The sequence below is a fragment of the Streptococcus sp. HMSC067A03 genome (genome assembly GCF_001814295.1).
GTDB classification, from domain to species: Bacteria; Bacillota; Bacilli; order Lactobacillales; family Streptococcaceae; genus Streptococcus; species Streptococcus constellatus.
In genome coordinates this window covers 1-18,889 of sequence record NZ_KV815672.1, presented here as the reverse complement: position 1 = coordinate 18,889, position 18,889 = coordinate 1, and the positions used below count along the sequence as shown (strand labels likewise).

The following is an 18,889-nucleotide window of genomic DNA, read 5'->3' as shown; positions in this document are numbered from 1 at the left end:
GAGGCTTGCGTTTCAATCTCTTCTTTTATCAGGAGGAAAACCATGACAAATTATTTTGTAATTGGAGATGTACATGGAAAGGCAAATATGCTAGAAATGCTACTCAAAAAATGGGATGGAAAAAGCCAGCTCATTTTTTTAGGAGATTTGATCGACCGTGGTGAGGATAGTAGAGCAGTTTTAGAGTGTGTGAAGAACCTTGTTGTAAAGCAAGGAGCGATTTGCATTTCCGGAAATCATGAGTATATGTTTCTAACTTGGTTAGATAATCCCGAGAGAGGATATGAACATTATCGCCGTAATGGTGGAGATACGACAATCAATTCCATTTTAAGACGACCTTTAGATACTCCTGTTGATGGAGTGGAAGATGCTAAGCGCGTGTTAGAAGAGGCACCAGATCTCGTGACTTTCATCCGTCAGATGCCCTTCTTTGTTGAAACAGAACAGTATATTTTTGTGCATGCCGGTATTGATTTAGATTTGAAAGATTGGCACCAAACTACTGATTATCAAAAGGTTTGGTTGCGCGAACCCTTTCATCAGGGATACAATCAAACCGGAAAGACAATCGTATTTGGTCATACCCCAACTTTTTATCTCTTTTCTGAGAGACCTGGGACAAGTCGCCTTTGGAGAACGCAGGATCAAAAAATTGGTATGGATGGTGGAGCTGTCTATGGTGGGGTTCTCCATGGAGTTTTATTCGGAGACGAGGGCATTTTAGAACATTATTTCGTCAAAAATCATACATTGGTGGCTGAAGATAATTGAATGTTGTACAACAAAAGAGTTGAAAGAACTTTTCAAGTAAGTTTTCTTTCAACTCTTTTTGTTTATTTTCCAGCTATATTTTTGACATCTTTAATCATTAATTTAGTAGACTCGAGACCGCCACCGCTAAGGTACCAAAGATCCGATGTTAAATTAACAATCGCTTTCTTTTTAGCAGCATTTGTTTCTTGAATTAATGAATTATTCAATAAATCTTTATTCACTGAATTATCACCGCCGATAGCAAGAGTTCGGTTGAGAGAGAAAATAATGTCTGGGTTAATTTGTTTGACACTTTCGAAACTGACTTCTTGACCGTGCCGAGAGTCTTTAATTTTGGCATCAGTGGCTTTGAATTTCAGGGTGCTATAAAGAAATGCAAAACGTGATTTCGCACCAAATGCTGACATTGCGCCCTCGTTCAGCATAAGCGTTAAGGCTTTTTTAGTTGACTTTTCATTTGCACTTGCAACACTTTCAATCTCTTTATCTAATGCAGCTAGTTCGCTTTTAGCTTTTTTTGTCCCATCTTCTCCAAAGATACTTGCCAGAGAGAGGATGTTTTGTTTGGTAGACCCCCAGTAATCTTTATTATCTGCTTTAAAAAGGACAGTAGGAGCAATTTCTTTAAATTTCTTAACATACTGTGCTGTACGTGGAGAAGCAATGATTAAATCTGGTTTCAAGGCGGCGATTGCTTCCATATCAGGTTCTTTCATGGTGCCAACATTTTTGATGTTTTTTGAAAGATTTTTCAAGTAAGCAGGCAAGGTTTTCTTTGGAATCCCAGCGAGACTACTTTCCTTTCCTAGAGCCCGAATGGTATCGGCTGCACCAAGGTCAAACGTAACAATTTTTTTAGGATTGATTGGAACTTTAGTCTCCCCTGCTGCCGATTTAATAGAGACTTCACTTGCAGAAGATGAGGTATTTGTCTTTGTGTTTTGTTTATTATGAGCACCACAAGCTGCTAAAAATACAACAGCAAAAGCTGTAAGGATAGATAACAATAATTTTTTTGTATTCTGTTTCATCAGAAATCCTCCAAATTTAAATTATAGATATACACAGATTTTTTTCCCGTTGATTTCACCAAGGGTTATGTCCATTTCGTACAATGAATCTAAAGTTTCTTTTTTCATGATTTGTTCCGTCGTACCTTGACAAAAGAGTTTCCCATCTTTAAAGGCGACCATCTCATCCACATATTGACTAGCGATATTGATATCATGGATGACAATAATAATCGTTTTTCCCAGATCATCCACAAGTGAACGCAAGATTTTCATCATGGCAATACTTTGCTTAATATCCAGATTATTCAGTGGCTCATCCAAAAGAATAAAATCTGTATCCTGTGCCAAAACCATGGCAATAAAGACACGTTGCAATTGCCCTCCTGAAAGTGTATCAATAAAGCGATTTCGCAAGTCAAGGATATTCAGATAAATCAAGGCTTGCTCCACTTGTTGAACATCATCTTTTGTTAAGTGATCTTGGCTATATGGAAAGCGCCCAAATGAAACTAGTTCTTCAACGGTTAATTTCGATTGATAGTTGATTTTTTGCTTTAAAATCGTTAGCTCTTTAGCTAATTCTCTAGAATTCCAAGCTTCAATTTCTTTTCCTTTGATACTGAGAAACCCCTGATCTTTTTTGAGTAAGCGACTCATGATAGAGAGAAGAGTAGATTTCCCAGCACCGTTTGGTCCGATAAAGGCGGTGAATTTACTGGGAGAAATTCTTAAACGAATGTCGTCTAAGACTAACTGCTCCCCAAATGATTTGCTAATGTTTTCTAATTGCATTTAACGTTTTGCCTCCTTTGCTAAGAGATAGAAGAAGAAAGAACCTCCTACTAACTCGATGACCATGCTGACATTAATTTGTAGTTGAAAGATTCGCTCTACCAGCAGTTGTCCGCTGATTAGAAAGATAAAGCCGAGTAAACTGGCCACTAAAAAGAGCCATTTATGTTGGTATTCTTTGATGAGTAGATAGGCTAGATTAGACATCATAAAGCCAAAAAACATCATGGGTCCAGCTAAAGCAGTCGTTGACGAAGTCAGTAAAACAATAGCCCATAGCAGTTTTTTTTGCTCTTTTTCTACCTCTATACCTAAAATCATAGCTGTCTTTTTATCTAAACGGAAGACATTGAGCACAGCATTCTTTTTCAATACATATAGACTAACTAGTCCGATGATGACAGTAGCAATCAGAACAATTTCCATATTCATTCGTTGAAATGAAGGAAATAGTTTAGTTTGAAGCTTATCGTATTCGTTAGGATCCATCAACACTTGCAGAAAGGTACTTGTACTTCTAAATAGTGTCCCTAATGCCATACATATGAGTAAGATGAACACAAAACCTTGTTGTAACAGTTTTTTAATCATAGGCTGCAAACAAAGGAAAAATCCACATTGAATACTCAAAATGATAATAAACTCAAACAAGGGATTTGATATCTTTCCAATAAACTGATTGGCAAAAAATAGATAGACAGTCTGCATGAGCACGTAGAGAGCATCCAGCCCCAGGATACTTGGTGTTAAAAATTGATTTTCAGTTATCGTTTGGAAACTGATTGTGGAAAAACTAGCAGCAACTGCAATGATTAGATAGGCCAATAACTTTTGCGATCGCAGTTTTATGATAAAGCCTGTCAAAGGATACTCTGTTGGCATCAGGTAGAAAAATATAGCTACTACAGCTACAAAGAGTAGTAAGATGATGAGCCCTTTTGTTTGGATTTTCATTTTATTCATGAGTGGCACCTCGCCATAAAAGATAAATGAATGTTAAACTTCCAAAAATTCCCAGAATCAAACTAACTGAGATTTCGTAGGGACGGATCACCATACGTGACATAATATCACAGATTAAAATTAAGCCTGCTCCCGTCAGGGCAGTAATACTTTTGATGCGCGTGATATGATCTCCATAAAATTTTCGCACAATATTTGGTATAATCACGCCTATGAAAGGAAGCGAGCCCACTGTAATCATTGTCACACTGGTTGTGAGAGCAATGAGAAATAGGCTCAATCCTTCCATTTGATAAAAAGATATCCCTAGATTATGGCTAGCATCTTCTCCTAGATTCATAATTGTAAAAGTAGCAGACAACCGCCAGACAGCAATCAGAATAACAAAACTCAAAAAAAGCCACTCATATTGATGTGTCTGAATCATTGCAAAAGATCCTTGCGTCCACGATGTCATACTTTGCACTAGATCAAAACGATAGGCAAGAATTTCAGCAGCTGCACTAATGACACCACTATAAATAATTCCGACAAGTGGCAGTAACCATTTTTCCTTAAATGATAATTTTCTGATAAATCTAATAAAAATAATCGTAAAAAAAATAGAAGAGACAAAGGCGAAGAGCATTTTTTGAGCCAAATTCGCCGTTGGAAAGAAGAAGAGGCTGAGAAGCATACCGAACTTTGCAGCATTTACTGTTCCAATTGTACTAGGCGCCGCAAAATGATTCTGTGTAACAGTTTGCATCAGAAGTCCCGCAATACTCATGCTAGATCCTGCTAAAATGATACTAATAGTCCTTGGTAAGCGCGACTCTAAAAATAATAGCCAAGTGTTCGTCTCACCACTGAGTAGTTTATGCCAAGAAAAACTGCTAGCACCAACCATAATTGAAATGAAAGCCAGTATAAGACAAAGAATTCCTAAAAATTTTGTCTGTTTCATTTATCAACTATTCCTTCTTTCTCTAAAATTTACTTTAAATTAAGATACAAGAATAGGCTAACAAAAAAACATTAGAGTGTCAATTATTTTCTGAAAATTTAATAATTCTGTCTATTGAGAACAATAAAGAGCTATACACATCTTTTACATATTTTATTCAGAAAAATTATTCCACAAAAAGTTATTTTTTTGATATAATAAATTAAATAGATAAAATTTATAAAGTAGGAAAAACATGACAAAAATCAAAATTGTAACGGATTCATCTATTACGATTGAACCGCAAATTGTAGAGGATTTAGAGATTACAATCGTCCCTTTGTCTGTAATGGTAGATGGTGTTGTTTATTCCGATGCTGATCTGAAAGAAGGAGAATTTCTTCGCTTGATGCAGTCCAGTAAAAATCTTCCTAAAACAAGTCAACCGCCCGTCGGCGTCTTTGCAGAGGTTTTTGAACGATTGGGTGAACATGCTGATAAAATCATTTCAATTCATATGTCCCATGCTTTATCTGGAACAGTTGAAGCCGCCCGTCAAGGTGCCACTTTATCAAACGTCGATGTCACAGTCATTGATAGCTCTTTTACAGATCAAGCTTTGAAGTTTCAAGTGGTAGAAGCTGCCAAATTAGCCAAGGCAGGTGCTGATTTAGAAGATATTTTGGCAAAAATTGAAGAAGTGCGTGAAAAAACGGAACTTTATATCGGTGTATCAACTCTTGAAAATCTTGTAAAAGGAGGTCGCATTGGTCGTGTAACAGGACTTCTCAGCTCGCTTCTGAATATTCGAGTGGTGATGCAGATGAAACAGCATGAACTACAACCAATTGTAAAGGGGCGGGGCGTAAAAACTTTTAAAAAATGGGTCAATGATTTGGCTGTAAGTCTGAAGGATAAAAAAGTAGCAGAGATTGGAATTTCGTATGCAGGAACTTCCGAATTGGCGAACGAAATGAAACAGATTTTGCAACCGTGTGTGGAAAAAACGATTTCTGTTTTGGAGACTGGTTCTATTATTCAAACACATACAGGTGAAAATGCGTGGGCAATCCTCGTTCGCTATGAATAAGTTTGATATTTTTGGAAAAATTGAAAAAAGTTCGTTTTGTGCTTGACCTAATAACATTTTTTAGATATGATAATACTTGTTAGAGTTAGTGACTACTAATTCATAAAATATTTTGGAGGATTTGTTAAATGGCTAACAAACAAGATTTGATTGCAAAAGTAGCAGAAGCTACAGAATTGACTAAGAAAGATTCAGCAGCAGCAGTTGATGCGGTATTTGCAGCAGTAACTGAATTCCTTTCAGCTGGTGAAAAAGTTCAATTGATCGGTTTTGGTAACTTTGAAGTTCGTGAACGTGCAGCTCGTAAAGGTCGTAACCCACAAACTGGTAAAGAAATCACAATCGCAGCTTCTAAAGTGCCAGCATTCAAAGCAGGTAAAGCTCTTAAAGACGCTGTTAAATAATTCAACGATAAAAAGCCTATTGTATCAACGTTTCGGCGTTGTGCAATAGGTTTTTCTTATGTTTTGAAAGACAAAAGCTGATCATTTGCATTTATTTACAATCATTCTAAATACGTATTCTCTTAATTTCATGATATAATAAGAAAAAACAATTATGAGTAGGTAGGCATGAATTTACATCCTTATTTAGAAATTAAAGATCAAAGTGATTATGAAAATGTTATTCAACGGTTAAAAGTGAAAGGTGTGCGTATTACAGAGACTCGAAAGGCGGTTATTGCCTATATGATTTGGACGCATGCGCATCCTAGTGCAGAAAAGATTTATCAAGATTTGAGGCCTGAGTTTCCTAACATGAGCCTAGCAACGGTCTATAATAATCTGAAAGTATTGATTGAAGAGGGTTTTGTGGAAGAAATCAAGATAAAGAATGACAATACGACCTATTTTGATTTTATGGGGCATGAACATCTGAATATTGTCTGCGAAAAATGTGGACGAATTGCAGACTTTGAAGATGTGGATCTACCTGATCTGAGACGTGAAGCTGAAAAGCAGACAGGTTATAAGATCACAAAAACCAAAGTGCTGATATATGGAATTTGTGCTGATTGTTTAGGAGATAGCTGAGTAAATAGATACACTGTTTGAATAAAGAAAACAGTAAAAATCAAATATTCTCCTATTGCTACTAGATTTTTTATGAAAAATTTTGTAAAATATAAAATGACTGTAAGACAGTTTTCAAAAATCAAAGGAGATATCTAATGGTAAAATTAGTTTTTGCTCGCCATGGTGAGTCTGAATGGAATAAAGCTAACCTCTTTACTGGTTGGGCTGATGTTGATTTGTCTGAAAAAGGGACGCAACAAGCGATTGATGCTGGTAAATTGATTAAAGAAGCTGGTATTGAGTTTGACCAAGCTTACACATCTGTTTTGACACGTGCTATCAAAACAACAAATCTTGCTCTTGAAGCGGCAGGTCAACTTTGGGTGCCAGTTGAAAAATCATGGCGCTTGAATGAACGTCATTATGGCGGTTTGACAGGTCAAAATAAAGCTGAAGCAGCTGAAAAATGGGGTGACGAACAAGTTCATATTTGGCGTCGTTCTTATGATGTATTGCCACCAGCTATGGCAAAAGATGATCAATATTCAGCACATACTGACCGTCGCTATGCAAACCTTGATGATTCAGTGATTCCAGATGCGGAAAACTTGAAAGTTACTTTGGAACGTGCTCTTCCATTCTGGGAAGATAAAATTGCTCCAGCTTTGAAAGATGGTAAAAATGTGTTTGTAGGTGCGCATGGTAACTCAATCCGCGCTCTTGTAAAACACATCAAACAATTATCAGATGATGAAATCATGAATGTGGAAATTCCTAATTTCCCACCGCTTGTATTTGAATTTGATGATAAATTGAATCTTGTAAAAGAATACTATCTTGGAAAATAAGCCCAATAAAATATTAAGAAGCTCTGCGTAAACAGAGCTTTTTGATATTGTGCAAAATTCTAATTGGTTTAGCTGTGTTTTTTATCAGTGTTTCCATTTTACTTGACTTCATTTTCTTGGATTTGTGGTACAATAAAAGGTAGCATTTTGACTAGAATGAGAGAAAACATGTTTAAGAAAAAAAGAAAATTTGATAGTCATTCCATTCCTAGACGGCTCAATTTGTTATTTGGGATTGTGATTTTATTGTTTATGAGTTTGATTGTTCGTTTGGGCTATATGCAAGTTGTGCATAGGGAATTTTATACAAAAAAATTGGCGACTGCCAGCAAAACCAAAGTAACAACTAGCTCTGTTCGTGGGCAAATTTATGATGCAAGTGGAAAACCTTTGGTGGAAAATACAACCAAGCAAGTCGTTTCCTTTACGCGTAGCAATAAAATGAGAGCTGAAACGATTAAAGAAATTGCTCAAAAATTACTGCCGTTAGTTTCCATTTCCAATGCAGACGTTACTGAGCGACAACAGGTCGATTATTATTTGGCAGATAGCGAGGTTTATAAGAAGGTCGTCAATCAACTGCCTAAAAATAAAAAGTATAGTGCAGATGGAAATCGTTTGACAGAGTCGAAGATTTATAGTAATGCCGTTAAAAGTGTTGATGTGGTCAAATTAAACTACTCAAATGAAGATAAAAAAGTTATTTATTTGTTTAGTCAAATGAATGCTATTGCAAATTTTGAGACGGGAAATATCCGAACAGACGATTTGTCTCCTGACCAAATTGCGACAATCGCCTCTAGCTCGAAAGAACTGTCTGGTATCAGTATTACCACCAGCTGGGACAGGAAAGTGTTGGATACTTCTTTGGCTTCTATCATCGGAAGCGTTTCAAGTGAAAAGGCAGGGCTACCCGCAGAAGAAGTGAATGCTTATTTGAAAAAAGGCTATTCTCTTAATGATCGTGTTGGGACGAGTTATTTGGAAAAACAATATGAGTCTACACTTCAAGGGAAACGCGCAATCAAAGAAATCAATCTTGACAAAAATGGAAATATGGAGAGCGTGAAAAATATTTCCAATGGTAGTAAGGGAAATAATCTGAAATTAACGATGGATTTGACTTTCCAAAATGGTGTGGAAGATATTTTGAGAAGGTATTTCAGTGCAGAATTAGCGAACGGTCATGCGACATATTCTGAGGGTGTTTATGCTGTTGCTATGAATCCCAAAACGGGTGCTATTCTAGCAATGGCAGGTTTGAAACATAATATCGATACTGGAGAATTGACAGCCGATTCACTTGGTACCATTATGAATAACTTTGTGCCTGGTTCGGTTGTTAAGGGTGCGACTTTAACAGCGGGTTGGGGAAGTGGAGCTATCACAGGAAATCAAGTTCTGACAGATCAACCGATTTCTTTTGGAGGTTCCTCTGCAATCACTTCTTGGTTTACTCAGTATGGCCCTCGTCAAATTACAGCTCTAGAGGCATTAGAATATTCATCCAATACTTACATGGTCCAACTAGCGTTGAATATGATGGGAACCCCTTATTCGCCTAATATGACGATTGATTTGAAAAATTTGAATTCCTCTATGGACAAATTGCGTAAAACTTTTGCGCAATATGGATTAGGAGCATCTACAGGAATTGATTTACCAAGTGAGTCCGAAGGCTATACTCCTAAAAAATATACGTTTGCAAACTATTTAACCAATGCTTTTGGCCAGTTTGATAACTATACACCGATGCAATTAGCTCAGTATGCTGCAACGGTAGCTAATGGTGGTACTCGTATCGCACCACACTTAGTGGAAGGAATTTATGACAATAATGAAAAAGGTGGTCTTGGAAAATTAATTGAAGGAAAAGCTACCAAAGAGTTAAATAAAGTGGACATTTCAAAAGACAACATGGATTTGATTCGTCAAGGTTTTTACCAAGTAGTACATGGAACAAGCGGCTTTACAACAGGGCGTACTTTATCTCAAGGTGAAGCAGTGCCAATCAGTGCGAAAACAGGGACAGCTGAAACGTTTGTCAATAATGGAAAACAGGAAGCCATCAATACAAACGTTGTTGCTTATGCACCAAGTAACAATCCGCAAATTGCAGTTGCAGTTGTTTTTCCACATAATACAGACTTATCTTCAACCGTTAGCCATAGCATTACACGTGATATTATTAATTTATATCATCAACAGCATCCGATGAATTAGAGAGGGAATTATGCTTTATCCAACACCGATTGCGAAATTAATTGAAAGTTTTTCAAAATTACCAGGAATTGGCATAAAAACAGCAACACGCTTGGCTTTTTATACGATTGGCATGAGTGATGATGATGTCAATGAATTTGCTAAAAATTTACTTGCAGCCAAACGTGAGCTAGCCTATTGCTCTATTTGTGGCAATTTAACGGATGATGATCCTTGTGCTATCTGTACCGATGAGACCCGTGATCAATCTACTATTTTGGTTGTAGAAGATAGCCGAGATGTCTCTGCTATGGAAAATATCCAAGAATACCATGGTTTATACCATGTTTTGCAAGGATTGATTTCTCCTATGAATGGTGTCGGACCTGATGACATCAATCTGAAAAGTTTGATTACACGGTTAATGGATAGTGAGGTGGCTGAAGTGATTGTAGCGACCAATGCTACAGCAGATGGAGAAGCAACTTCCATGTATATCTCGCGGGTGTTAAAGCCAGCTGGTATCAAAGTGACGCGACTAGCCCGTGGATTAGCAGTTGGATCTGATATTGAATATGCAGATGAAGTGACTTTGCTTCGAGCTATTGAGAATCGTACGGAGTTGTAAAAGGGTGATAGAGCTTTGTTTAAAAGAAAATGAAAGCTCTGTTTCTGTTCAAAAACAAGCTAAAATATGGTATACTAAAAGGCGATTAAATTTGTAGATTTCTTTTAAGATGAGAAGGTTAGGTATGAAAATGTCAAAACAACAAATCATTCTTCTTTACGGCGGACGCAGTGCGGAAAGAAAAGTTTCTGTCTTATCAGCAGAGAGTGTCATGCGTGCGATTAATTATGACAAATTTTTTGTCAAGACTTATTTCATCACACAAGCAGGTGATTTTATCAAGACGCAAGAATTTTCAAGCAAACCTGCTGATGATGAAAAATTGATGACAAATGATACCGTCATTGAGAGTCAAAAAATGAAGCCGAGTGATATTTACGAAGAAGGTGCTACTGTGTTCCCCGTTCTTCATGGTCCAATGGGAGAAGACGGGTCTATCCAAGGATTTCTTGAAGTGTTGAAAATGCCTTATGTGGGTTGTAATATCCTTTCTTCTAGTGTTGCCATGGACAAAATCACAACAAAACGAGTGTTGGCTTCTGCTGGCATTCCACAAGTACCATATGTAGCTGTGATTGAAGACGAAAATATAGAAGAAAAGATTGCAGAAGTAGAGGCAAATCTAACTTATCCAGTCTTTACAAAACCATCCAATATGGGCTCTAGCGTCGGTATTTCCAAGTCTGAAAACCAAGATGAACTGCGTTCTGCTCTTAAGTTAGCTTTCAAATACGATAGTCGTGTCTTGATTGAGCAAGGTGTCAATGCGCGTGAAATTGAAGTTGGTTTACTTGGGAACGAAGAAGCCCAAAGCAGCTTACCAGGTGAGGTAGTGAAAGATGTTGCTTTTTATGATTACGAAGCTAAATACATTGACAACAAAATCACTATGTCTATTCCTGCAAAATTGTCAGATGATGTGATTTCTACCATGCGTCAACATGCCGAAAAAGCCTTTCGAGCGATTGGCGGCGTTGGTTTAGCTCGCTGTGATTTCTTTTACACTGATAAAGGTGAGATTTTCCTCAATGAGTTAAACACGATGCCTGGATTCACACAGTGGTCTATGTATCCCCTGCTTTGGGAAAATATGGGCATTTCTTATACGGATTTGATTGAAAAATTGGTTCGGTTAGCTCAAGAAATGTTTACAAAACGTGAAAAGCATTTACTATGAGATAAGAGCAGGTACTCTTCCAAGTTTGAAAAGCGAATAAGTCGTAAGCTTTGTCTGAATCTTAAAGCTTTGCTTTGAGCAATTAGCCATAGCATCAATATAAGAGCTTTTTGCAGTCATAAAACAAGACAGGAATAACATTGCTCCTGTCTTTTCATTTTTTTCTGTTATTTTGCTATATCTTTTAGTGAATCTGTAAAAGTCGGTTTTTCTGTGGTATAATGAGAGAGTTAGAGATATTTAAGATAAGTAGGGGATAAAAATGCAATTAACGTTCTATGAAGTGGCTTCTGTTTTGAAAGCTAAAAATGATGTTCATCTATTTCCAGATTGTACATTTAGAAAGGCAGAATTTGACAGCCGATTGATTGGAGAGGGAGATTTGTTTCTGCCTCTTAAGGGCGCGCGTGATGGGCATGACTTTATTGCGACAGCGTTTGAAAATGGAGCTGTGGCAACCTTGTCAGAAAAAGAATTGGAAGACTATCCTTATATTTTAGTAGATGATGTATTAGCAGCACTGCAGCATTTGGCACGGTATTATCTGGAAAAGATGAAGGTAGATGTTTTTGCAGTCACAGGTTCTAATGGTAAGACGACGACCAAAGACATGCTGGCTCACCTCTTGTCAGTGGCTTATAAGACTTACAAAACGCAAGGAAACTACAATAATGAAATTGGTCTTCCTTATACGATCTTGCATATGCCAGATGATACTGAAAAGTTGGTTCTGGAAATGGGTCAAGATCACATGGGAGATATTCATCTTTTATCTACTATCGCTCAGCCAAAAGTAGGCATAGTGACTTTAATTGGCGAAGCACATCTAGAATTTTTTAAAAGCCGTCATGAAATTGCAAAAGGAAAGCTACAAATCGCTGACGGTATGAAAAATGGGGCTCTTTTAGTTGTCCCAGCGGACAAAATTATCAATGACTTTTTACCAAGTCAGCAGAACGTTGTTCGTTTTGGTCCAGACGAAGATATTTGTCTAACAAAATTAGAAGAACGAAAAGATAGCTTGACCTTTGAGACCAACTTTTTAACTAGTACTATTGACCTTCCAGTAACTGGAAAATACAATGCGACTAATGCCATGATTGCCGCTTATGTAGCCTTAAAAGAAGGGGTGACAGAAGAGGTCATTCAAAAAGCTTTTTTGACCCTTGAATTAACGCGAAATCGCACTGAATGGAAAAAAGCTAAAAATGGAGCTGATATCCTCTCAGATGTTTATAATGCGAATCCAACAGCTATGCGTCTGATTTTGGAGACTTTTTCAACGATTCCTTGTAATGAAAATGGTCAGAAAGTGGTTGTTTTGGCTGATATGAAGGAGCTGGGGGCTGAGTCTAAACAAATGCATGGTGCTATGATAACTAGTCTAAATCCGGAAATTCTCTCAGAAATATTTCTCTACGGAGAGGATATGGCTGCGCTTTTTGCCTATGCTCAGGAAATTTTCCCACCAGAGAAAGTTCATTATTTTGTAAAAAATGCTGAAAAAGACCAGTTTCCAGCCTTAGTAAAAGCGATTAAAAAAGTGCTCCAACCAGCAGATCAAGTGTTGATAAAAGGAAGTAACTCTATGAATTTAGCTAACCTAGTAGAGGAATTGGAGAATGAGGTGTAAGCATCAGGTGCAGTATCTTGCTCTTCTTCGCGGTGTGATGCCTATGGGACCAAATCGAATTCCTAAGATGAGTGACTTAGTTCAATTGTTGGAAACATCTGGTTTAGATAATGTTTCAAGCTATATTCAATCAGGTAATGTGATTTGTGAAACGAGTATATCTGCTAAAGAATTAGCTCGACATATTCATCAATTGATTTTAGAGAAAATCGGCGCAAATTTAGCCATTATTGTAAAAGAAAAATCGGATTTAGAAAAAGCTATCTTGCAAAATCCTTTCCCTGAGGAATTGGATTCATCACGGATTCATCTGGTTTTTACAAACAGTCATATTTCGACAGAGCGATTGACAGAAGTGAGAGAAATGAACTTTACAGATGAAATATTTGCAGTTGGAGAAACTTGCCTTTATATGTATCTACCAAGAGATGCTAGAATAAAGAAGTTAAATAATAATTTTCTCGAAAAGAAACTAGGGACTGTTGCCACAACGAGAAAACTAACTATAATAAAAAAATTAATCAATAGGATGGATTAGTAAGAGATGAATTTACAAGAATTTTTTACAAGTCATAAAACAGAGGCACCACAATTAACCCCGTTTTGGTATGGAATGATGTTTTTGGGAATCATTTACATCATGTACAGTGCTGTAAAATATCATCAAAATAAGCGTTATCAAATTATTTTAAAATTTGTACAAGGATTCCAAATTCTAATGCTTTATAGCTGGTATGTCGCCACTTTGTCACCACTATCTGAGGCACTTCCTTTTTATCATTGTAGATTGGCGATGTTTGCTATTTTGTTTCTGCCTGATTCCTCAGTTTATAAACAATATTTTGCTCTTTTAGGAGTATTTGGGCCTATTTGTGCCTTGATTTATCCTTTGTTTGATCCATTTGCTTTTCCTCATATTACCTTAGTATCCTATCTGATTGGTCACTATGCTCTTTTGGGGAATTCTCTCACGTATTTGATGAATCATTATGATAGTAAGCAATTGGACTTACGGCGAATTGTAGAGATTAGTTTTGCTATGAATCTCTTGTTATTATTTGTAAATTTTGTGAGTGGTGGAAATTATGGTTTTTTGAAGGAGCCGCCTTTAGTAGGTGATCATGGGATAATTAGCAATTATCTGTTGGTGTCATTGCCTCTGATTTTAGCTATTTGGATGATTTCTCTGGTCTTTAAACAAATACAGCTTAAGCAAGAACAAGAAGAAACAGTCAGACAGGAAAATTAAGTTATAGTGAATAGTTTTTTAACGACTCACAAAACAGAACCGTCCCTGATACCGATGTTTTGGCATGGTTTGATGATTGCATTTATCTTTGTCTATTTATACTGCTGTAAAAAATCATGATAATCCATATATTGTAGAAACGTTTAAATGGATAAATTATACAGTTAGTTGTTCTTTATACATGGTATATTGGCTTTCGATTACCACTAGCCAATAGTTTACCCCTTTATCATTGTCGTTTAGCCATGCTTGCTGTTGTTTTTTTACCAGACAACTGGCGAATCAAACAGTATTTTGCTTTAATGGGAGTAAGCGGTACGGTATTTGCTTTGGGCTATCCGGTCTTTAACCCTTATGATTTTCTTCCGCATATTACGAGCTTTTCTTTCTTGATTGCTCATTATGCCTTGCTGGGTAATTCCCTTGTGTATCTGATGAATTCGTATGATAAGAAAGCACTAAAAAAATATCAGATTCTTTTTTATACTTTTGCATTAGATTTATTTTTAGTAGGGGTTAATCATTTGACAGGTGGCAACTATGGTCTTATGACACACCCACCTTTTATTAAAGGGGAGAATATTTTGTTTAATTATTTGGTTGTTTCAACCATACTGTCTGTCACCTTAATTCTTCTTGATGAAATATTTAAAAGGCGATGGAAAAAGAAATCAAAAATAATTTCAAACTGATACATCTCAATATTTATTTTCCTGTCAAATTTACTTGGCAGGATTTTTTCCACTATTTTGTGCAATGTAAAAAAATTTTGCTAGATTTTATGAAAGAAAATAGTAAAATAAAAGTAGAAAGATAGGAGAGAGATAATGGAAATTGGTAAAAAATTAAAAGAAGCGCGGCAAATATGTGGCCTAACACAAGAAAGTGTCGCAGAAGAATTAAATGTATCTAGACAAACTATCTCAAATTGGGAAACAGAAAAATTTTATCCGGATATTTTATATGTTTTACAATTAAGTGATTTGTATCAGGTTAGTTTGGATGAATTGTTGAAAGGAGATGAGCATATGATTCAGCACTTAGAAGATTCCACTAATACTGTTAAGAGCAATCGAAAGATTTTACTAGCCTTTATATGTAATATTTGTTTATTATTCCTTTTCTTTATTTTTGTCACTCCAATCTCTAAGAGTTATCTGTTGACCTTGTTAGCGGTGGCGCTGGTAACTGGGACAAGTGGGTATATCTTGGTGCAGATTATTCGCAAAATATAGGAGGTTTTATCATGACTTGGTATCTGTTGACCTTGATTGGTTTGCTTATCGTAACAAATGGACTGTTTGTTTATCAATTATTTAAATTGGTTGAATTAGATGCTGCGGTTCGCGGGATGAAACACCCCAAATTTTGGGCTTTCTTAACGACTGGCGGTCAACGAGGAGAAGGATTGATTTTGTACCTATTAAAACGGAACAAGGCCGTTTTTTCCATGACAGAAGAAGAAACAGAAGAACTTCAAACGAGGAAACAACGGTTAATCTATTTACTGGTGTTAATGGTTATCTTAGCGATTTTTCTCTTTGCTAGTGTGCTTGTGAGATTTTAATAGAAGTCTCGACTATCGAAAAAAATAAAATTAATCGCCCGAGAGGGCGATTTTTATCTTCTCTAGATTATTGAAAAAAAGCGCTAAATCCGCTATAATAGATAAGTTAAAAGGATCAGGGATTCCGATGTAAAAATAAAAAGTAGATGCTAACATTCATGATTATTCTAAAATGAAAGAAAGAGAAAAAGATGACTTTACAAGAAGAAATTAAGAAGCGACGGACTTTTGCTATTATCTCCCACCCGGATGCGGGGAAGACGACTATTACTGAGCAGTTGCTCTACTTTGGGGGCGAGATTCGTGAGGCTGGGACAGTCAAGGGGAAAAAGACCGGAAACTTTGCCAAGTCCGACTGGATGGATATTGAGAAGCAGAGGGGAATTTCTGTGACGTCCTCTGTTATGCAGTTTGACTACGATGGCAAACGGGTCAATATTCTGGATACGCCGGGGCATGAGGATTTCTCAGAAGATACTTATCGAACCTTGATGGCGGTGGATGCAGCGGTCATGGTCATTGACTCAGCTAAAGGTATTGAGGCACAGACCAAGAAGCTCTTTGAGGTTGTCAAACATCGCAATATCCCAGTCTTCACCTTTATGAACAAGCTGGATCGAGATGGCCGCGAACCTTTAGATTTACTGGAAGAACTGGAAGAAATTCTAGGCATTGCTAGCTACCCAATGAACTGGCCAATCGGTATGGGAAAAAGTTTTGAGGGTCTCTATGATCTCTATAATGAACGTCTAGAACTGTACAAAGGCGATGAGCGTTTTGCTTCTTTGGAAGATGGGGATAAACTTTTTGCTTCCAATCCTTTCTATGATCAGGTCAAGGAGGATATCGAACTCTTACAAGAAGCTGGAAATGAATTTTCAGAAGAAGCGATTTTGGCTGGTAAATTGACCCCGGTTTTCTTCGGTTCAGCCTTGACCAACTTTGGCGTGCAGACTTTTTTAGAAACTTTCCTTAAGTTTGCTCCGGAACCACATGGTCATAAGAAGACAGACGGTGAGGTAGTCGAGCCGCTCAGCCCAGACTTTTCAGGTTTTGTATTTAAAATTCAGGCCAATATGGATCCGCGCCACCGCGATCGGATTGCCTTTGTCCGTATCGTTTCTGGTGAGTTTGAGCGCGGTATGAGTGTCAACCTGCCTCGTACCGGAAAGTCCGCTAAGCTGTCTAATGTCACCCAGTTTATGGCCGAAAGCCGGGAAAATGTCACCAATGCTGTGGCAGGTGATATCATCGGAGTTTACGATACCGGGACTTATCAGGTTGGTGATACCCTGACTGTGGGCAAGAACAAGTTTGAATTTGAACCTTTGCCAACCTTTACACCAGAGATTTTTATGAAGGTTGCAGCCAAGAATGTCATGAAGCAAAAATCCTTCCATAAGGGGATTGAACAACTGGTACAAGAGGGGGCCATTCAGCTTTATACCAATTACCAAACTGGCGAGTATATGCTAGGAGCTGTCGGTCAGCTCCAGTTTGAGGTCTTCAAGCATCGCATGGAAAATGAATACAATGCTGAAGTGGTTATGAGCCCAATGGGTAAAAAGACAGTTCGGTGGATTTCACCAGATGACCTGGATGAGCGTATGTCCTCAAGTCGCAATATCTTAGCTAAAGATCGCTTTGATCAGCCTGTCTTCCTTTTTGAAAATGACTTTGCTCTTCGCTGGTTCGCAGACAAGTATCCGGATGTCAAGTTAGAAGAGAAGATGTGACGTACCAAAACTATCTGATTACAGACCGTGTATAGCAGCATCATAGTTATAATAAAATCGGCTCGCTAAATTAGTTGCTACAGGATATAAAGATTTACTGAATTGTATATATTAAATTTTCCTAAGGATTGAGCTTTCTTCTCTCAGTCCTTTTCCATTGATAGTGAAAGGGGAAAGTAGTGTTTATCGAAAAGAAATTACAGAGTGGAATGGCCTGGATAAATTTGGATGCAGATATTTTGAGTCAACACCCAGGTTCTTATACAAAATACGATATTGATGAAGAAACAATTGAGTATGCACTGGATAAAAATGAACGCGCCCACATGGACTACAATCGTGAGACAGGAACAGTTGTTTTTATTTTCAATGTACTCAATTTAAAAAGAGCTAAAAATTACTATGAAACAGTCCCTATGACCTTTGTGGTACAGCAGGATCGGCTCATTACCATTAGCAATAAGGAAAATACTTATGTTGTAGATATGATGAAAAATTATGTTGAACACCATGAACCAGTTACAGTTTACAAATTTCTATTTGCTAGTTTAGAATTAGTGTGTAATTCTTATTATCCTGTGATTGAACAAATGAACGAAACAAAAGATAACATCAATCATCTTTTGCACCAAACAACCACTAAAAAAAATCTCTTTGCTTTAGCGGATTTAGAAACCTCTATGGTCTATCTGGTTGCTGCTACCAAGCAGAACCGCATGCTTTTGGAGCATATTAAAGGCCATGCCATTTATCGCCATTTAGATGAGATTGAAAAAGAGCAGTTTGATGATGTCATGATTGAAGCTCGTCAACTCGTCGCTATGACAGATTTGATTGCTCAAGTTCTCAATCAATTGTCAGGCTCGTACAACAATATTTTGAACAACAATCTAAACGACAATTTAGCTCTATTAACTATTATTTCAGTCTTATTGGCAGTATTGGCAGTTATTACAGGATTCTTTGGAATGAATGTGCCACTGCCTTGGTCAAGTGATAAGAATGCTTGGCTCTATATTGTGCTTATTAGTTTTATACTCTGGATTATTCTTGTTCAGTTTCTAAAGCGATTTGTAAATAAACAATAAAATTGTCTAGATGAGGAAGTGAAGCAAAGTCATAATCGTTTCTAGTTTTGTCCCGATAAATTTTAAAAGAAATGATATATTGTTTACATAGGCACAAAGTATAGTTGTCAAATTTACAGAAGTCTTGTTTTAAAATACTATATACCCCTGCTGCTAGTTGATTTTGCTTCACAAAAAAGCCCATT

20 protein-coding genes and 1 pseudogene are annotated in these 18,889 nt (G+C 37.1%); 16 read left to right on the top strand and 5 right to left on the bottom strand.

Annotation, left to right across the window (positions count from 1 at the left end; translation table 11 throughout):
• The first annotated feature begins 42 nt into the window (after nt 1-42).
• Nucleotides 43-774 (top strand): metallophosphoesterase, encoded by a 732-nt coding sequence (locus HMPREF2963_RS06745; protein WP_003068224.1) that lies wholly within the window; start codon nt 43-45, stop codon nt 772-774.
• A gap of 62 nt (nt 775-836) precedes the next feature.
• On the opposite strand, the gene HMPREF2963_RS06740 is transcribed toward HMPREF2963_RS06745, so the two are convergent.
• The 4 genes from HMPREF2963_RS06740 to HMPREF2963_RS06725 are packed head-to-tail and all read right to left on the bottom strand — an operon-like array spanning nt 837 to nt 4,491.
• Entirely contained in the window at nt 837-1,808 is a 972-nt protein-coding gene (locus tag HMPREF2963_RS06740) for a siderophore ABC transporter substrate-binding protein (RefSeq protein WP_003068226.1), read from the bottom strand.
• A 21-nt stretch (nt 1,809-1,829) separates the two neighbouring features.
• Nucleotides 1,830-2,582: an iron ABC transporter ATP-binding protein gene (locus tag HMPREF2963_RS06735; protein WP_070669267.1), complete on the bottom strand. Its 753-nt coding sequence runs from the start codon at nt 2,580-2,582 to the stop codon at nt 1,830-1,832.
• Nucleotides 2,583-3,545 (bottom strand): iron chelate uptake ABC transporter family permease subunit, encoded by a 963-nt coding sequence (locus tag HMPREF2963_RS06730; RefSeq protein WP_070669266.1) that lies wholly within the window; start codon nt 3,543-3,545, stop codon nt 2,583-2,585.
• Entirely contained in the window at nt 3,538-4,491 is a 954-nt protein-coding gene (locus HMPREF2963_RS06725; RefSeq protein ID WP_006269745.1) for an ABC transporter permease, read from the bottom strand. Before HMPREF2963_RS06725 ends, HMPREF2963_RS06730 begins: the two co-directional genes overlap by 8 nt.
• Before the next feature lie 235 nt (nt 4,492-4,726).
• Here HMPREF2963_RS06725 and HMPREF2963_RS06720 point away from each other — a divergent pair, with 235 nt between their 5' ends.
• The 15 genes and pseudogenes from HMPREF2963_RS06720 (at nt 4,727) to HMPREF2963_RS06650 (ending at nt 18,704) form a co-directional block, all read left to right on the top strand.
• Entirely contained in the window at nt 4,727-5,560 is an 834-nt protein-coding gene (locus HMPREF2963_RS06720) for a DegV family protein (RefSeq protein ID WP_070669265.1), read from the top strand.
• A gap of 128 nt (nt 5,561-5,688) precedes the next feature.
• The gene (locus HMPREF2963_RS06715; RefSeq protein WP_003036014.1) at nt 5,689-5,964 is read left to right on the top strand and encodes an HU family DNA-binding protein; all 276 of its coding nucleotides are present in this window, start codon (nt 5,689-5,691) and stop codon (nt 5,962-5,964) included.
• A gap of 168 nt (nt 5,965-6,132) precedes the next feature.
• Nucleotides 6,133-6,594 carry a Fur family transcriptional regulator gene (locus HMPREF2963_RS06710; RefSeq protein ID WP_003035860.1) on the top strand — a complete coding sequence of 154 codons (462 nt, stop codon included), beginning with the start codon at nt 6,133-6,135 and terminating at the stop codon, nt 6,592-6,594.
• Between the two features lie 137 nt (nt 6,595-6,731).
• Nucleotides 6,732-7,424, top strand: a complete 693-nt coding sequence (locus HMPREF2963_RS06705) for a phosphoglycerate mutase (protein WP_003036126.1) — start codon at nt 6,732-6,734, stop codon at nt 7,422-7,424.
• A gap of 156 nt (nt 7,425-7,580) precedes the next feature.
• Nucleotides 7,581-9,647 carry a penicillin-binding protein PBP2B gene (gene pbp2b / locus HMPREF2963_RS06700; RefSeq protein WP_186821959.1) on the top strand — a complete coding sequence of 689 codons (2,067 nt, stop codon included), beginning with the start codon at nt 7,581-7,583 and terminating at the stop codon, nt 9,645-9,647.
• Nucleotides 9,648-9,657: 10 nt separating this feature from the next.
• Nucleotides 9,658-10,254, top strand: a complete 597-nt coding sequence (gene recR, locus HMPREF2963_RS06695) for a recombination mediator RecR (protein WP_039677306.1) — start codon at nt 9,658-9,660, stop codon at nt 10,252-10,254.
• Between the two features lie 130 nt (nt 10,255-10,384).
• Nucleotides 10,385-11,431: a D-alanine--D-alanine ligase gene (locus HMPREF2963_RS06690; RefSeq protein WP_037598724.1), complete on the top strand. Its 1,047-nt coding sequence runs from the start codon at nt 10,385-10,387 to the stop codon at nt 11,429-11,431.
• Between the two features lie 262 nt (nt 11,432-11,693).
• Nucleotides 11,694-13,064, top strand: a complete 1,371-nt coding sequence (murF, locus tag HMPREF2963_RS06685; protein WP_070669263.1) for a UDP-N-acetylmuramoyl-tripeptide--D-alanyl-D-alanine ligase — start codon at nt 11,694-11,696, stop codon at nt 13,062-13,064.
• On the top strand, nt 13,054-13,602 hold the full coding sequence (locus HMPREF2963_RS06680; RefSeq protein WP_080749295.1) for a DUF1697 domain-containing protein: 549 nt from the start codon (nt 13,054-13,056) through the stop codon (nt 13,600-13,602). The genes murF and HMPREF2963_RS06680 overlap by 11 nt, the downstream gene beginning before the upstream one ends.
• 6 nt (nt 13,603-13,608) lie before the next feature.
• Nucleotides 13,609-14,313, top strand: coding sequence for a YwaF family protein (locus HMPREF2963_RS06675; RefSeq protein ID WP_070669262.1), 705 nt, complete (start codon nt 13,609-13,611; stop codon nt 14,311-14,313).
• 6 nt (nt 14,314-14,319) lie between these two features.
• Nucleotides 14,320-15,005: pseudogene (locus tag HMPREF2963_RS06670) on the top strand (YwaF family protein).
• Nucleotides 15,006-15,140: 135 nt separating this feature from the next.
• The gene (locus HMPREF2963_RS06665) at nt 15,141-15,548 is read left to right on the top strand and encodes a helix-turn-helix transcriptional regulator (protein ID WP_003072025.1); all 408 of its coding nucleotides are present in this window, start codon (nt 15,141-15,143) and stop codon (nt 15,546-15,548) included.
• An 11-nt stretch (nt 15,549-15,559) separates the two neighbouring features.
• Nucleotides 15,560-15,880: a hypothetical protein gene (locus tag HMPREF2963_RS06660; protein ID WP_039677303.1), complete on the top strand. Its 321-nt coding sequence runs from the start codon at nt 15,560-15,562 to the stop codon at nt 15,878-15,880.
• A gap of 191 nt (nt 15,881-16,071) precedes the next feature.
• Nucleotides 16,072-17,616 (top strand): peptide chain release factor 3, encoded by a 1,545-nt coding sequence (locus tag HMPREF2963_RS06655; RefSeq protein ID WP_039677302.1) that lies wholly within the window; start codon nt 16,072-16,074, stop codon nt 17,614-17,616.
• Between the two features lie 179 nt (nt 17,617-17,795).
• Nucleotides 17,796-18,704 (top strand): magnesium transporter CorA family protein, encoded by a 909-nt coding sequence (locus HMPREF2963_RS06650; RefSeq protein WP_070669261.1) that lies wholly within the window; start codon nt 17,796-17,798, stop codon nt 18,702-18,704.
• Here the strand turns inward: HMPREF2963_RS06650 and HMPREF2963_RS09440 are convergent.
• Nucleotides 18,661-18,889: hypothetical protein (locus tag HMPREF2963_RS09440; protein WP_222609649.1), on the bottom strand; the 229-nt coding region annotated here is incomplete at its 5' end. The two genes, HMPREF2963_RS06650 and HMPREF2963_RS09440, sit on opposite strands and share 44 nt — an antisense overlap.

Excerpts from the sequence above, each read along its gene's own strand:
- HMPREF2963_RS06720 (WP_070669265.1), top strand. The coding sequence starts at position 4,727 with ATGACAAAAATCAAAATTGTAACGGATTCATCTATTACGATTGAACCG.
- HMPREF2963_RS06725 (WP_006269745.1), bottom strand. The coding sequence starts at position 4,491 with ATGAAACAGACAAAATTTTTAGGAATTCTTTGTCTTATACTGGCTTTC.
- HMPREF2963_RS06660 (WP_039677303.1), top strand. The coding sequence starts at position 15,560 with ATGACTTGGTATCTGTTGACCTTGATTGGTTTGCTTATCGTAACAAAT.
- HMPREF2963_RS06680 (WP_080749295.1), top strand. The coding sequence starts at position 13,054 with ATGAGGTGTAAGCATCAGGTGCAGTATCTTGCTCTTCTTCGCGGTGTG.
- HMPREF2963_RS06710 (WP_003035860.1), top strand. The coding sequence starts at position 6,133 with ATGAATTTACATCCTTATTTAGAAATTAAAGATCAAAGTGATTATGAA.
- HMPREF2963_RS06735 (WP_070669267.1), bottom strand. The coding sequence starts at position 2,582 with ATGCAATTAGAAAACATTAGCAAATCATTTGGGGAGCAGTTAGTCTTA.
- HMPREF2963_RS06715 (WP_003036014.1), top strand. The coding sequence starts at position 5,689 with ATGGCTAACAAACAAGATTTGATTGCAAAAGTAGCAGAAGCTACAGAA.
- murF (WP_070669263.1), top strand. The coding sequence starts at position 11,694 with ATGCAATTAACGTTCTATGAAGTGGCTTCTGTTTTGAAAGCTAAAAAT.
- HMPREF2963_RS06655 (WP_039677302.1), top strand. The coding sequence starts at position 16,072 with ATGACTTTACAAGAAGAAATTAAGAAGCGACGGACTTTTGCTATTATC.
- recR (WP_039677306.1), top strand. The coding sequence starts at position 9,658 with ATGCTTTATCCAACACCGATTGCGAAATTAATTGAAAGTTTTTCAAAA.
- HMPREF2963_RS06740 (WP_003068226.1), bottom strand. The coding sequence starts at position 1,808 with ATGAAACAGAATACAAAAAAATTATTGTTATCTATCCTTACAGCTTTT.
- HMPREF2963_RS06665 (WP_003072025.1), top strand. The coding sequence starts at position 15,141 with ATGGAAATTGGTAAAAAATTAAAAGAAGCGCGGCAAATATGTGGCCTA.
- HMPREF2963_RS06690 (WP_037598724.1), top strand. The coding sequence starts at position 10,385 with ATGTCAAAACAACAAATCATTCTTCTTTACGGCGGACGCAGTGCGGAA.
- HMPREF2963_RS06730 (WP_070669266.1), bottom strand. The coding sequence starts at position 3,545 with ATGAATAAAATGAAAATCCAAACAAAAGGGCTCATCATCTTACTACTC.
- pbp2b (WP_186821959.1), top strand. The coding sequence starts at position 7,581 with ATGAGAGAAAACATGTTTAAGAAAAAAAGAAAATTTGATAGTCATTCC.
- HMPREF2963_RS06705 (WP_003036126.1), top strand. The coding sequence starts at position 6,732 with ATGGTAAAATTAGTTTTTGCTCGCCATGGTGAGTCTGAATGGAATAAA.
- HMPREF2963_RS06675 (WP_070669262.1), top strand. The coding sequence starts at position 13,609 with ATGAATTTACAAGAATTTTTTACAAGTCATAAAACAGAGGCACCACAA.
- HMPREF2963_RS06745 (WP_003068224.1), top strand. The coding sequence starts at position 43 with ATGACAAATTATTTTGTAATTGGAGATGTACATGGAAAGGCAAATATG.